At 37.4% G+C, this 15,628-nt stretch carries 9 protein-coding genes; 1 reads left to right on the top strand and 8 read right to left on the bottom strand.

What is annotated here, in order from left to right:
• The 5 genes from ACP3T3_RS20920 to ACP3T3_RS20900 all read right to left on the bottom strand — a co-directional run bounded on the left by ACP3T3_RS20920 (position 1) and on the right by ACP3T3_RS20900 (position 5,997).
• Positions 1-915, bottom strand: a complete 915-nt coding sequence (locus ACP3T3_RS20920; protein ID WP_426477639.1) for a hypothetical protein — start codon at positions 913-915, stop codon at positions 1-3.
• A 5-nt stretch (positions 916-920) separates the two neighbouring features.
• Positions 921-3,434: a M23 family metallopeptidase gene (locus ACP3T3_RS20915; protein WP_426477638.1), complete on the bottom strand. Its 2,514-nt coding sequence runs from the start codon at positions 3,432-3,434 to the stop codon at positions 921-923.
• 197 nt (positions 3,435-3,631) lie between these two features.
• A complete protein-coding gene (locus tag ACP3T3_RS20910) occupies positions 3,632-4,090 on the bottom strand; it encodes a hypothetical protein (protein WP_426477637.1) in 459 nt (152 codons plus the stop codon).
• A 78-nt stretch (positions 4,091-4,168) separates the two neighbouring features.
• Positions 4,169-5,530, bottom strand: a complete 1,362-nt coding sequence (locus tag ACP3T3_RS20905) for a DUF5458 family protein (protein WP_426477636.1) — start codon at positions 5,528-5,530, stop codon at positions 4,169-4,171.
• Positions 5,531-5,550: 20 nt separating this feature from the next.
• Positions 5,551-5,997 (bottom strand): type VI secretion system contractile sheath small subunit, encoded by a 447-nt coding sequence (locus ACP3T3_RS20900; protein WP_426477635.1) that lies wholly within the window; start codon positions 5,995-5,997, stop codon positions 5,551-5,553.
• 349 nt (positions 5,998-6,346) lie between these two features.
• Here ACP3T3_RS20900 and ACP3T3_RS20895 point away from each other — a divergent pair, with 349 nt between their 5' ends.
• Positions 6,347-7,393: a hypothetical protein gene (locus ACP3T3_RS20895; RefSeq protein WP_426477634.1), complete on the top strand. Its 1,047-nt coding sequence runs from the start codon at positions 6,347-6,349 to the stop codon at positions 7,391-7,393.
• A 66-nt stretch (positions 7,394-7,459) separates the two neighbouring features.
• Here ACP3T3_RS20895 and ACP3T3_RS20890 read toward each other — a convergent pair whose 3' ends face one another.
• From ACP3T3_RS20890 to ACP3T3_RS20880, 3 genes are all read right to left on the bottom strand, one after another.
• The gene (locus ACP3T3_RS20890; protein WP_426477633.1) at positions 7,460-9,556 is read right to left on the bottom strand and encodes a M13 family metallopeptidase; all 2,097 of its coding nucleotides are present in this window, start codon (positions 9,554-9,556) and stop codon (positions 7,460-7,462) included.
• Positions 9,557-9,848: 292 nt separating this feature from the next.
• Complete coding sequence (locus ACP3T3_RS20885) at positions 9,849-11,906, bottom strand: M13 family metallopeptidase (RefSeq protein WP_426477632.1); 2,058 nt, start codon at positions 11,904-11,906, stop codon at positions 9,849-9,851.
• 266 nt (positions 11,907-12,172) lie between these two features.
• The gene (locus ACP3T3_RS20880) at positions 12,173-15,571 is read right to left on the bottom strand and encodes a polysaccharide deacetylase family protein (RefSeq protein WP_426477631.1); all 3,399 of its coding nucleotides are present in this window, start codon (positions 15,569-15,571) and stop codon (positions 12,173-12,175) included.
• Positions 15,572-15,628 lie beyond the last annotated feature (57 nt).

Below are 15,628 nucleotides of genomic sequence, written 5' to 3'. Positions count from 1 at the left end.
TTATTGCATCATTATCCACTCATTATTAGTAGCTTCTCCTCCTATTCCTTTTATGTAAAATTGAGTTTTATCTTTTTTAATTAGAAATTTTGGATCAATACTTACACAATTTAATTGATCACCACTATAATAGATTTCTAATTGATTGTCTTTTTCGATCCCTATATATTTACCTTCACAAAGGTTGGACTCTTTAAATGCATTTAATGATAAGATTACATTATTTTTTTTTATGTCAAATTTATATGAAATAGAAGCCATACCTGTTGTGGTAGCTTCTGTTTCTACTGAAGTAGAATGAGTACCATCATAAGTTGATGAATTGTTTTTAAGATTTTTAAAAAGCTCTTTCTGAATAAGACTGGTTTCAAAAGCTAAAAGATCTTCTGGAATCTTTAAAGTTTTTATTTCTCCTATTTGTTTCCATTTTCTGTCTTCATATAAATAGAATGTTGTTTTTGCATTTTGTTTTGGTTCAAATTCTCCATCTTCCCCTCCTGTATAAGTAATAAATTTACCAGGTAAATAAGAGGCAACCATATAGTAATCATTTTCTTTAATAAGATTTTTTATTGCTTTTGAATTTTGGGAGTCATTTTCGGGGTTAGTAGATTTTGAAAAATAACCTTTTGAATTATTGTGATTCCAAAAATATTGAGTTTCATCCCTTTTTCCAATAAAGTCTACACTAAGAACACCCATTTTTTTATCTGAATAGGTATATGTTGGGTAAGGATTGGAGATGTCTGGAATGAAAAAACCACTTGCTTGGTATTTTGCATCTAGAAAATTGATAGTGTTGTCATCTTGGACTGTAATTTCAGTCGTTTTAGAATTTTGACTTTTATTTTTTTCTTGTCCATTACAACTTTGTAATGTGACAATTGCAATAATTATAAAAAATATTTTATTCATGTCTATTATTTAATATGATTTCCTTTTATAGTTTCATCAAATTTTGTTTTCATAAATTGTTCTGGATCAGCACGTGTAGTTCCTCCATAGAAAACTCCGTCAGTTGATGCTTCAATGTGAACATGATAATACTGAGGTAAAATATCTTTTGCATTACCAGTATTACCCGATTTACCAAAAACTTTTCCATGTTTTATTTTCTGTCCTTTTGATACAGAAAATGAGTTTAAATGGCAGTATCTTATCCAAATAAATTTACCATTTTTATCTTTTGATTTAATAGTAACTATTTTTCCTAAATCACCTTTTGTGTCAAGAGCTTCTACGACTTCTCCACACAGCAGTGATTTTAATTCTTTGTCTAATTGTGCTAAGATATCCGTACCTGTATGATAGTACCCTTTTGGGTGTTTGTTATTGTACCGAGGAGTTCTGTGGAATCTATTTTTATTTACATTGTTACTTTGATCATTTAATTTAGGATTATCTATTACGTCAGCATATTCAAAGCATTGTGAACAATCTTCTGGGCATTTTGATAATTGCTTTACATCTGGTGTTTCAGGAGAATTATTACAATTAAATTTTTGTGTTTTATTAGTAATTCCATCGTTATAACTATCATGATATCTTTCTAAAATTTCTGAACGTTGAATCTTACCATCTCCTTTATTTGTTCCTTTACTTTTTTTATCAACACTTTCATTTTGAGTGTATTCAATAGTCCCTTTCTCATATAAAACATAATTATCTGATTGATTTACACCTTTAGGAGCAAATACATGTAAATAAATGTCTTCTGGAGTTTTAATTTTATTTTTTGAAGGTTCAAAATATTTTTTAACATAATCAAGTTGTTTAATTTCTCCCATTGTTGCAAAATGTAATTTTACTTCATGTAATTTATCAAATCCACTACCAGATTTAAATTCTCCAATTGCTTGTAATGCAGATTGAGTAAATTGAATTAACCCTACTGCTCGTGAAGTACGAACTTCCTTCCCTGTTTTTTTATCTTTTTGAATAAGCCAGAAATCGTCTTTTGTTACAACCTTGACATTCTTTAAAGTTTGACCCATTATTTGGTGTGCCTTAAATGAACTTGCTGTTTCAACATTCATAACAGCCATTAAACCATTGGCCATTTCCATTTTTCTATTTTCTCCCCACAATTCAGCGCATATTTGCACTACTTTTTTTCTAAACTCACAACTTACCTTTCCACCCCATATTAGATACTTATATTGTTCTTGGCATATACAACTTCCTGGCTTATCTGGTTTCTGTGTATTCTGTACCACCGCCGCACTCTTCACCTTCTCCACTTCCATCAAACCATCCGAATTTACCCCAAATTTCTGAGATTCTGCTGACAGATCTTTGGAGATAATTTCTATAAAGTAGTTTTGCTTATATGAATCTAGATTACCGATACTCGGGTCTGTTCCTTTTTCAAAAATGTCTTTGGTAATGACAAATCCTGAAGTGTCACATACATCGGCAGGGATTTTAATCATTCCGCTTCTGTAGACTTCATCACTGGAAGTGGTATCATATTCCCAGATGACATATTGGATGTGTTTTCCCACCATGTTTTTGGAGTGGATTCTTACTCTTACTTTATTTCCTACGGCTACTTTAGAAAGTTCTTTTCCTGTATCATCTATGAAGACGGCTTCTATAATATTGCCTTTGGGATCAGCCTGTTTCGGGGCGTTTCCTGATCCGGCTGGGAATTTTGGGGTGTTTTTCTGGGGCTGCGGTTTGGGCTTATTTTGAGGCTGTCCTTTATAATCAGGGTTGGCTACATCTACATTCACCTGGCTTGCTCCCTGTATTTTCCCGGAATAAGTAGCTGTAACATAATACTCATGATTAGCGCCTTCATCTCTGTCACCTTTCATCATAAACTGATTGGCGATCTGGCGGAGAATTTTTTCGTCAGACATCAGCGGTATCTGTACTTCGGCAATACCATTTGCATTCACCCTTGCTTTGTAGCTGCGTGTATGGCGGTTGTTTTTGTTGATACTGGCATCATGGCCTTTTCCCGCAGCATCATCTTCCCAAAGATGGAACTCTATCTCTTTATTAAACATTGCAATGCAGTGAGCCTGCGCAATAAGAGTATCACGGTAACTGGCTTTATTAACGTCCTTTGCCCCTCTGTTGAAGAGCACTACCTTATCTATTTTCGGGACTTTGTTACTGGTAGGAATAATGGTAAGGGTGCCTGCCAGCTCTTTGGTATCGGGAAGTCCCGGTAAAATACCTTTCTTAGTCTCGTAGACTTTCATTTGAAATTCTATTCCCAGCGCTATTTCCCCAAATTTGTAGGTTACTTTTTCACCGGTTTTAGGAGTGCCTGTGATATCTTTCCAGTTTCCGTTTTTCTGTTTCTTGTAAATATACCATTCATATTCACCTTTCAGTCCGAATGAGAGGATGGAAGGCTTTACTTCGTAGAAATATGTTATTCCTACCTGAGGATTTTGATTCCCCGTAATATGTCCTGTCATGGCTAATATAATTTATAAGCAGCCTCCAGCCGGAAGCTGTTTAGACAGGTATTACTTGTAAGATGAGATTGCAGGAGAAGATGAAGGATTTTATCCTCCCATAAGGTTACATTTTTTTTCATCGTGTTTTTGTGTTGGTTCAAAAACAAAAATAAAAAAAATCATGATATAGTGATATAAAAAAGTTGAATTTAAAGTTATTTTTTCTCTACAGAATATACAGGAGCCGCTTTTAACCACTGGTATTTAAGGTTTCTGTCTTTCGCTATAAAACGGTATCCTTCCAGCTTCTTGAGGTAAACATACATAGAGTCTGTATTTTTGATCTTTAGCTTATACTGGGATAAAAACAACATTGGCATATCTACAGCAGAATCTCTTACGGTCTTCAATACTTTTCCTGATTTTACTTTATAAAGAAAGAATGTTTTTCCGCGGCCTTTTGAACTGTCCGCGAGTTTTACCTCTGAGCTTGCAAGAACCAGCTCACTGCCATCAAAGCATTCATCTTTATTCATAATATATGCTTTCCCTTCCTGGTGTTCGTCTGCAAAAAGGTCGTTTTCATAGTGCCCCGGACTTTGGTATTTTTTTTCACAGCTTATCAAAAAAACCATCAATAGAGCAGGCAAACCGATGATAAGCTTTTTATTCATATTACATTTCATAGGTGTTGGTTGAAAAAAAACCGATGTAAAATTGCATCGGTTTTTGTTATATAAAGTATGTCAATGTTACTCCTGAGTATATTCTGCATCCCATTCGTTACCATCATCTCCTTTGTGGCCGTCCAGTTTAATAACGAAACTCTTCGTAGGGAAATAAGGGGTCATACGGATATCCAGCCATACTCTGTCTTTGTTTACCCTATCCTGCTCGAAACGAACAATTTTGAATTTTTCAATCAGCTTGTCCGGTCCTTTGATATTGTCAAGGAAGGTTACGATCTGTCTTCTCAAATCGTCCTCGTTTTTAGCATTCCAGTTTTCGAAAGCTCTTCTGTTCAGGAAGTCGAGCAATACTTTGGTTACATAGTCGAATACACGAACTACGGAATACGTCTGAAGACCGATATTGTCTCCTGTAAATAAGGTCTTCGCTGAGAAGGCCATAATTTTTCCGTACTCGTTTACCATTGGTACAAGACCCATTTTTTCCAACTGAGAAATTTCACTTTTCTTCAATTCGAATTTTACAGCGTCTACCTCGTTGATGTTACCATGTTTTTTACCTGCTGCTACCTGAGACATCAGGGTTTTATGGATTTTTCCGGCTAATGAAGTGGAAGGCGGAAGTTCTACGTTTTCTTCTTCCCCTACTTCTTCAGCTTTACCACGTCCTACCAGCCAGTTACATGTCATGATAACGTTACTTCTGTGAAGCTCGCCTCCTGTAAGGTTTGCAGAGTGGAATAAGTCTACAACGTCATCCGGCTTATCAAGATTAGCAAAGTCTGTAACCATCATTACTTTGTTTTCGTTACAGATTTTTGCCCATTTTTCAATTACCTTGTTTGATCCTAAATATCCTGGTATTGCAAGGATTGAATAGTTATCTCTAAGGTCCAGACGGTCGTAGTAGTTTTTAAATTCTTCTGAGATTGCATCGATGAATAAAGGATTATCCAGATCGGAAACCTGCTCAAGGCTTGCGTTTACGATACTTACGTTATCCACTTTATCCAATTCTGTATTTTTGTAGAATTGGGCTACTGTTCTGTAGTTGGTTTCCAACATACGAACGGAATCCAGCGTATTCTTTAAGTTTCTTTTTAAGTTCTGATCAGCTTGTAGTGCTTTGGTTTTGCACGTTTCAGCCATTTTATCTGCTGATTCATTACCCTCTAAAAGGCTTACCCAAAGATTGATCTTCTGAAGAAGTTCTTTTCTTTCGTCTGCTTTATTGCTGTCATTCAGGAAGATTTCTTTTCTTGCCCTTCTTGTTGGGTTCATATTGGCAATACCGTCTACAACGGATTCAACAAAGCCAAATCCTCCCATTTTATTGAGCTCTGCAAGCGGGTTGCCCTTCGGCTGCCCTGAGTGTTGCTGCTGCCCCTGCTGCTGGCTTTCTTGTGCCTGTAATTTGCTATCCATGATTTAATGTAAGTCTTTAATTATTTTTCAAGTTCTTGTGCCACTTCTTTCAATACTTCTATGAACGCCGCTCTTGTCTGATCGTTCTCCAGCATATTGCGTAGAATTTTGTTTGTTTTCAGCTGACGTACTATTTTATTGTACTGCTCCTGTTCCATGCTCAGCTGCTGCAGATAATCTGATTTCTGAGTAAGGCTTTTAGGAGTAAAGTCTCCAAGGTTTTGAAAACGGAATTCCTCTTCTACTATTCCACCATCTTCTGTTTCGTGCTGTACCGATACTGAAGGCTGGAAATGTTTGAAAACGTCTTCCACTGTTTTTAATCCTGTTACGATTTCAGGGGTATAAGACTCTTCTGTTGTAAGCTGGCTTACTATCAGTGATTTATTTTCCTGTATTTCCTGAATAGCTTCATTAGCGTCTACTTTTACCTCGTTTCCGCCAACACCATAATTAAACATTGCCATATTATTGTTATTTTGAGATTTACTATTTTGGTTTGGATCTGTCTTTGAGTAATTTACAGATGAATCAAATAAATTACCAATCCAATGTTTAAATTTAAAAAAAAACTGTAACATACAAAATTTTACTAAGATTTTTCTTGATGCATCTAAATTTATCTGCATTTATTCAACATAAAATCACCATATTACGATATCACTAAGCTATGAAAAAATAAATAAATCATTCAAGAAAAAAAATAAAATTTTCGTTTGCTTTACTCTTTACAAAAGTATCCCATGAATGTTAAAATAAAAATTCCTGAGGCATCATAAAAAATATTCTTTATATTTAAACAAAGCGAACAGTGTCATGAAAGATGTAAAAATAGCATTTAGAAAACCCATATTTCCGATTTCAGAAGCTTTACATCAATATCTGGAAAAGTATAACAGAACAACCAAGATTAAGTTTCTGTATGAAGATCTCCTGAGATTCAGCGACAGTGTGAGCATTCTGGATAAAGAGGGAAAAGATACTTTATGGCTTGGAGTATTATATCCTGAGTATGAGTTTAAAGAAATAGAAGCCAATTTAAATAAAATTTATACCCTCCTCCATTCTGACGGGGATATTGCTACTTTGCCTTATCTGAAAGTAGATACGATTGACTTCTGTACCTTCGGAAACTCTAAGCCTTTCCGGATCCGGGTAAGAAATATACTTAATGACAATTATACGTATTTTTATATTAAACAGGCGGATGCTTCCCGGATATTCGGGCTTGAGCTTGAAGACCTGCTTTCTCCGAACCGGATTAACTTTCTGGTTTACAAAAACACGCTGATCGAAGAGCATATTCTGGGAATTCCCGGCGATGTTTTTATTCAGAAGCATCTGCCCCACTGTAATGAGCTGGAAAAAGCACAGATTTCCAAAGAGTTTGTGAAATTCAATGAGCGATGCCTTATTGGGCTTCTTGGTGATATGCGCTCTTATAATTATGTGGTTATTCCCATACATGATTTCGACCAGGTTATTTACAGAATCCGCCCCATAGATTTTGACCAGCAGACGTATGAGGGAAACCTGAAAGTCTATCTGCCACAGTATTTCAAAGAGAATAATCAAATGGTGAACATGGTCATGGAAAAACTCAAGCCCAGCTCTATAGAGCAATACCGTAAGGAAGTACGTTCACAGATTGTAAAAAGAGTGACCAGCAGCCAAAACAGATTTGACGAACTCATTTCTATTATGAAAAAAGACAATATTGCGCCGGAAGCCTATGTTATAGAACTCAGAACTGCTTTACAAAAACTTACGTATGATGTCAATTTCAAGTATTGTAAAACTATGGGAGACATTATGGAAACCGGAATAAAGTTTGTGCTCCGGAATTATAAGAAAGAATATTAAAAGAGAATCCGTCTCAACTTAACGTGAGACGGATTCTTTCTTTTCTAACAATTTATAGGTAAAAAATTACCAGATTTTTATCCTGTCCTGAGGAGCTTTATACATTTTATCTCCCGGTTTGATATCAAATGCTTTAATGAATGAATCCTGGTTTACCAATGGACCAAAAGCTCTGAACATTCCCGGAGAATGCGGATCTGTTTTCACCTGGTTGATCATATACTGATCAGTAGCTTTTGTTCTCCAAACGGTTGCCCAGCTCATGAAGAATCTCTGATCCTGTGTAAATCCGCTGATCTTTCCAGGGTTTCCTTTATCTTTTAAATACATCTGAAGAGCGTCATAAGCCACTGCTACTCCGCCTAAGTCACCGATGTTTTCACCGCTTGTAAATTTACCGTTCACAAAGCTTCCTTTAACAGGTTCGTAAGCACTGTACTGAGCTGCCAGCTGCCCTACTTTTGCATCAAAGTTTTTACGGTCTGCATCACTCCACCAGTTATTCAGGTTACCATCTCCATCGAAACGGGAACCACTGTCGTCAAATCCGTGAGAAATCTCATGGCCGATAACAGCACCAATACCTCCGAAGTTCACTGCTGCATCAGCTTTAGGATTGTAGAAAGGCGGCTGAAGAATGGCTGCAGGGAATACAATTTCGTTGTTTGATCCGCTGTAGTAAGCATTTACAGTTTGTGGAGACATTCCCCATTCTGTTTTATCAACAGGCTTTCCTACTTTATCTAAGCTTCTCTGATACTGCCATGCTGCTACATTCTGAAGGTTAGAATATAGTGTAGCACCTTCTTTCGGAGATTCTACTTTTAGCTGGGTATAATCTTTCCATTTATCCGGATAGGCGATTTTTACGGTAAACTTGGATAGTTTTTCCTGAGCTTTTACTTTGGTTTCAGGAGACATCCAGTCTATATTGGCGATGTGTGTTTTGAATGATTTTAAAAGGTAATCAATATAGGTTTCCATCTGCTTTTTAGCTTCAGGTGTGAAATATTTATCTACATATAATTTACCGAAAGCTTCTCCAAGAACTCCGTTTACAAGAGTAAGCCCTCTTTTGTTCATCGGACGCTGTTCTTTCTGACCCTGTAAGTATTTAGCATAGAAATCAAATCTGATCTGCTCTAAGCTGTCGTTCAGGTTGCTTGCATTTCCGTTGATGATATGGTATTTCAGATAGTCTTTCAGCAAAGGAAGGTTTTTCTGTGTGATAAACTGATCCATATTCTGATAATATTTCAGCTCTCCGATGATCACCCGGTCTGTATTTACACCTGCATCTTTCAGGTATTTTGCAAGATCTACATTTTTCACAAGTCCTGATAATTCTGATACGTTTTTAGGATTGTATCTTAAATTAGCATCCCTGTTCTGCTCAAGCGTCAATAAATAATTGGCAAGCTGCTTCTCAAAGTCTACCACATTCTGTGCTGCCTGAGTCGTATTTTTATATCCTAAAACCCCGAATAATTTCCCAACATAGGCCTGATATTCTGCCAGTGTCTTAGTATTCGCTTCGTTTACTTTTTGATAATAATCTCTTCCCAATCCCAGATCCGGACCGCCAAGATATACTGCATTCATATTGGAATTCTTCATATCAGCGCCCACTCTCCATCCGTAGAAAGAGTTGTCGCCTAATTTTGTAGCATCCAAGAGGTATTTCTGAAGGTCACCAACACTTTTAATAGCATCTACTTTGGCAAGATCAGCTTTGATAGGCGCCAGACCTTCTGCATTTCTCTTATTGGTATCCATAAAAGAAGCATACAGATTCTGGATTTTCTGCCCTTCAGATCCGGCCGGATAGGTTTCTGTAAGAATTTTGTTCAATATATCTAATGAAGCATCATCCACATTTTCTCTCAACGCATTGAAAGAACCCCAGTTTGCTTTATCGGAAGGAATCTGAGTCGTTTTCACCCAGTTTCCGTTTACATAGCTAAAAAAGTCATCCTGCGGGCGGACACTTGTATCCATATACGATAAATTGATCCCCTCCTCTTTTGCTTCTTCTTTTACCGGTTCAGCCACTGTTGCTGTAGCTTCAGTTTTATTGTCTGTCCCTGCAGTCTTTGCTGCACCACACGAATTAAGAAATACAATACCTGAAAGGGCAAGTATTCCAATATTTAGCTTTTTCATTAAGATTATTTTTGATTTTACACAAACTTACCAAATATACAAACTTTAATGATATGTAATGAATGGTAATTGATAATTCAGGGTTTAATGTTCAAGGTTTAATGTTAGTTTAGAACCACCCCGTCAAAAATTCTTTGAATTTTTGCCACCCCTCCGGGGGAGGGGAATGATGGAAGCCGTTATGACAAATATAAGTCTGCTGATCTCCTAATTCCTAACTCCTGTCACCTGCTACCTATCATCTGCCACCTCCTAAAAAACAAAACCGCCCATTGCTGAGCGGTTGTTATTTTTACCAGATTTTGATTCTGTCTTCCGGAGCTTTGTATAATTTGTCTCCTTTTTTCACGTCGAATGCTTTGTAGAAAGAATCAACGTTGATTAACGGGCCAAAACTTCTGAAGTATCCTGGAGAATGCGGATCGGTTTTCACCTGATTCACCATATATTTCTCACTTGACAATGTTCTCCAAACCGTTGCCCAGCTTAGGAAGAATCTCTGATCCTGGGTAAATCCGCTGATTTTCCCAGGGTTTCCTTTGTCTTTCAGGTACATTTGAAGGGCATCGTAAGCGATGTTTACTCCTCCCAGGTCAGCGATATTTTCACCGTTTGTGAAAGTACCGTTTACAAAAGTTCCTTTTACAGGCTCATATTTGTCATACTGGGAAGCAAGAGCTTTTGTTGCTTTTTCAAAGTTAGCTTTATCTTCCGGAGTCCACCAGTCTACCAGGTTACCGTCTGCATCAAACTGTGCCCCGGAATCATCAAATCCGTGGCTCATTTCGTGACCGATAACAGCACCGATGCCTCCGAAGTTTACAGCAGCATCAGCTTTAGGGTTGAAGAATGGCGGCTGAAGGATAGCAGCAGGGAATACAATCTCGTTGTTTACCGGGTTGTAATATGCATTAACAGTCTGTGGAGTCATTCCCCATTCTGTTTTATCAACCGGCTTGCCTATTTTAGCCAGGTCTTTGTTATACTGCCATTCAGTAATATTCTGAAGATTCTTGTAAAGGCTTCCACCTTTAGTCTCAGAAATGATATCTAATTTTGAATAGTCTTTCCATTTATCAGGATAAGCCACTTTTACTGTAAACTTATTCAGCTTCTGCATTGCTTTTTCCTTAGTTGTAGAAGACATCCAGGCTAAGTTATTGATATGAACTGCGAAACTTTTCTTCAAATAGTCGATCAGTTCTACCATCTGAGCTTTTGCTTCAGCAGGGAAATATTTCTCAACGTATAATTTTCCGAACGCTTCTCCCAAAGTACCGTTGATCAATTCAAATCCTCTTTTGTTAAGAGCTCTTTGTTCCTGCTGTCCTCTCAGGTATTTACCATAGAAAGCAAACTTCATATTTCCTAAGTTTTCACTTAGATAGGAAGCACTTCCATGGATCATGTGGAATTTAAGATAATCCTTGATCACAGGAAGATTCTGAGCATTTACCAATTTATCAAAGTTCTTATAGAATCCTAATTCACTGATAATAACTTTATCAGAATTTACGCCTACTTTTTTAAGATAACCTGGAAGGTCAACACTTTTTACCAGAGTAGAAAGTTCAGTCATTGTCTTAGGATTGTACTGAAGCGTGTTATCACGGCTCTGCTCATTGGTAAGGTAAGTATTGGCGATGCTTTTTTCATAATTAACGATACCTTTTGCTGCCTCATCAGCATTTTTGTATCCTAATTCTTTCAGCATTGAAGCTACATATTTCTGATATTCAGCAATGGCTTCTGTATTTTTCTCGTTTACTTTCTGATAGTAATCTCTTCCTAAACCTAAAGCAGCATTTCCTAAGTAAACGGCATTCATTTTAGAATCTTTAAGGTCTGCATCAACTCCCCATCCGTAAATAATGTTTTCTCCTTCTTTGGTTACAGAAGTCAGGTAGTTCTGAAGATCAGCCATGTTTTTAATGGCATCAATTTTATCCAGTTTTTCCTGAATAGGCTTGATTCCATCGGCATTTCTCTTCTCCATGTTCATATAAGTAGCATACAGATCCTGGATTTTTTTTCCTTCACTTCCGTCAGCAAATTTATCTTTCAGAAGAGAATTAAGGATGGTCATGGAATTGTTATCCGTATCCTCAGCCAGTTTGTTGAAGCTTCCCCAAGTTGGTTTGTCAGATGGAATTTTGGCAGTTTTCATCCAGGTTCCACTCACATAGTTGTAAAAATCATCCTGAGGGCGTACCGAAGTGTCCATCAGGCTAAGGTCTAAACCTTTGTCTGTATTATTCACTGCTACTTTAGCAGCTTTAGCTTGTGCGCTCATCGTAGTTTGAGTACAGATCCCTGCTATTAAAAACAAAGAAAGCGTTATTTTTTTCATTATGATAACAATTTTTAGAATATGTATGATTTATTTTGAATTTGTTACTTTCCAGGGAAACAAATTTAAACAAATAACATCATAGCAGGATAAGAATTATAAAAGATGGAAAATGGAAGATGGGAGAAGGAAGCTGGAAGTTATGAAAATCGTAAAAAATGATAATATAACTGTAATCCTATTTTTAAAAGTAGTTTTATAATAGTTCTCAGTGATGATAAAATAAAAGTTACTTCCAGCCTCATTCTTCCCGCCTCCAGCTTTATCTAAGAAGTTGCTATCTCTTTTACATTCCCGGTTCTTTTCAGGAATCCCCAGGACTGCATTTCGCCTTTCAGTGCTTTTCTTAAACTTTTAAACAATACAATATACATCAGCCATCTGTACCCGAATCTCTGCGGAATAATATACAGCAGATTCGTCAGTTTTTCCCTTTGCAAAATAAACGCCACTAAAGCTAGTGAAGCATCTACCAAAAGGAAGATCAGATAGTAGGTAAATATTTTATCTCCGTTTCCGGACAGGATTCCAAAGAACATAATCACATCTGCCATCGGCGAGAAAAATGGTATAATGTATTGGAATAATAGGATATTCGGCATAGCCCAAAGTCCTAATCCTTTATATTTGGGGTTAAGAAAAGTATGTCTCTGTTTCCAGAACATCTGCATAATTCCGTATGTCCATCTGAAACGCTGTTTTAAAAACTGTTTGACGGTTTCCGGTGCTTCAGTAACTGCAACAGCTCTGTTTTCGTTGGCCACGGTATATCCGGCTTTTAATATTTTCACCGTAATATCACAATCTTCTGCTAAAGTATCGGATGAATAGCCTCCTGCTTCAATAACTACAGATCTTTTAAATGCTCCGATAGCACCCGGAATCACGGTAATAGCATTGATGTGGGCATACGCCAGCCTGTCAAAGTTCTGGCTTGTTGTATATTCTATAGCCTGCCATCTGGTAAGCCAGTTGACTTTGTTTCCTACTTTCACATTTCCTGCAACGGCTGCAATTTTTTCTTCAGGATTTGAATTTAAAAATCTTGCGATCATGTATTTCACAGCGTCCTGCTGTAGTTTTGTATCGGCATCAATACACACTACGTATTCTGCATCGGTCTGTGATATCCCGAAGTTCAGTGCAGTAGCTTTTCCTCCGTTTCGTTTGGTGAAAATTTTCAGTTTCGGATGATCAGGAAATGCCTTCAATGCTTTTTCATAGGTAGAATCCTTGCTTCCGTCATCTACCATAATGATGTTAAAATTAGGGTAAGTCTGTTTCAATAAATTCTGCAGGGAAGAGACAATATTTACTTCTTCATTATAAGCGGGAACAATGATTGAAACCTTTGGATAGGATTCCATAACAGGAAATCCGCCTAGTTTTTTTTCTTTTCTTCTTTCCTTAAAAGCCCAGTATGTCATCAGCAATAGCCGGATCAGCCCTAACACAATAAAAATGGTAAACAATGCAACCAGGAAATGGCTTATTCCGTAAATTGCTGTAGCCAATACAAGATTTAGCTGCATAATGTAATACGACCTTGTTTTAGGAACGGCGGGCATCAATTCGTTTCTGCTTTTGTGCAGAATATTTGTAAGATTGGTAAAATGATAGCCCTGCTTCTGAAGAGCCGGGATCAGAATCTTTAAAGCTTTTACTGTTTCTTCTCTGGTATCTCCGCCTGCATCATGAAGAAGAATGATATTTCCTCTCTGCTGTTTGATTCCGGCCATGACCCTTTTTACAATTTCATCTGCTTTTATGCCTGGCTGCCAGTCTTCCGGGTCTATATTTTCCCCGATATCCAGATAGTTTTGCTGTCTTGCTAATGCTACCGGAATAATCTCTTCGGAAGTAGTCGGCTCCGAGTCTGCGTTATACGGAGCTCTGAACAGAATTGTACTATGTCCTGTCACACACTCTATCAGAAGACGTGTAAGCTTCATTTCAAGCAAAGCTCTTTCCGGACTTACTTTTGCTACATTTTCGTGAGTGAAAGTGTGGTTTCCTATCTCATGTCCTTCCCTGTAAATTCTTTTCACAAGCGGAAGGTTTTTTTCGGCATTTAATCCTACCAGAAAGAAAGCTGCCGGAACATGGTATCTGGACAACACATCCAAAACCTGTGGCGTATAGGTTTCGTCCGGACCGTCATCAAAAGTGAGAACGAGTTCTTTTTGTGGGGCACTTCCATATTTTTTTACTTCGTAAGAACTTGGATACGTGATATAATTTTCGTCTGTGATAATTTTTTCTTTCGGATCAATTTCCAGCGCTATTTTCCCGTCATGAGGAGTATTGAGGACATCCAGTACTTCTCCGTCCCCAATGTAATCCACCATCGTCTGCCCTTTTACATTTTCCAGTGTTTTTAAACTCAGCCTGGAAAGACCGGCAAGGGTAAGGTCTTTATCATAGAAATTCCAGACTCTGCTGTCTTCGCTTCCCAGCCTCCAGAGTGCGGTTCCCGCCAAAGGATATTCTGAGGAGAAACGCATCGTATTGAAAATAGAAGCCGCATCATTGAAAAATACGGTATGGGTTAAATTTTTAGAATCGGTATAAGAATAATTTAAATTAAATGTATTGTCATTAAAATCAATAACCGCTTTACTTGCACTGGCTTTGGTAATGGCCTGCATGTAAGTTACAGAAGTATTATCATCAGGATTGGAACTCCAATCGTAGCCGTAAGCTCCCAAACCCAGAATGATTTTTTGCGGAGCGGTTTGTTTCACGATTTTTCCGGTCTGTTCCTCGATCCATTTTTGGGAAGACACCGGGCCGGCATCACTTCCTGCGGAATACTCATCATAGGCCATCAGCACAAAGTAGTCTATATAGGGATCCAGTCTTGGAATATTGTAATCATCATTATCCGTCATGATATCCATTGTAACCAGCAATTGGTTCTTTTTGAAAGTTTCTGAAAGCTCTTTCATAAAGGCAATCAGGTTTTCATCAGAATTCAGGTTCATGTCCTCAAAGTCAATGTTGATTCCTTTGAAATGATATTTTTTACATTGCTGCGTAATCTTTTGGATCAGATGGGTTCTTTTCTGCGGATCATTAAGCACCTTTGCCAGTCCTTCTGAGCGGAATTCACGGTCAAAGTTGTTACTCAGCATGGGCATGGCTGCCACACCTGTTCTTTTGATCACTTTATATCCTTCCGGATCTACATTGGTTTTCAGGTCTCCTGTTTTGGGATCAAGGAAAAACCATTCCGGGAAAACAAGATTGACGTGTCTGACATTTCTTTTCAGAGACATCAGAGACTGAGGATCCCATGCCACATAGAATGCGGACCGGATTCCCCCGGGAAACTGAGCCCAGTTTCTGTTCTGATTTTTATATCGTTCTGCTTTTGCCTTCTCAATTTTGTCAAGATTGGTATGGATTGTTTTTTCAGAAATAAAGCTTCTGAAACCTTTATATTCTTTGGAAATTTTATTCTCCTGGAGATAGGGTTTATTAGCGGTTATTACAGCTTTATAATCCTCTTTGAAAGGAATTTTAGGACTTCTGTCCAGAGTCATCATCAGACCTAAAGCAAGAAGAAGCAGTATTCCTATAAAGATAAAAAAACGGCTTCCCCACTGTACACTTTTCCAGCGTTTCTTACTGCTGGTCTGAAAAATCTGTTTGGAATTTTCCACGATTTTTGAAATTTATTGAAGGACTTCCAAAAAGTGTGAAAAACTATATAAAAATTA

The organism is Chryseobacterium sp. CBSDS_008, assembly GCF_049959325.1.
Taxonomy (GTDB): domain Bacteria; phylum Bacteroidota; class Bacteroidia; order Flavobacteriales; family Weeksellaceae; genus Chryseobacterium.
Note: the sequence above shows the minus strand (reverse complement) of the source record. Positions and strands in the feature narration are given on the sequence as shown.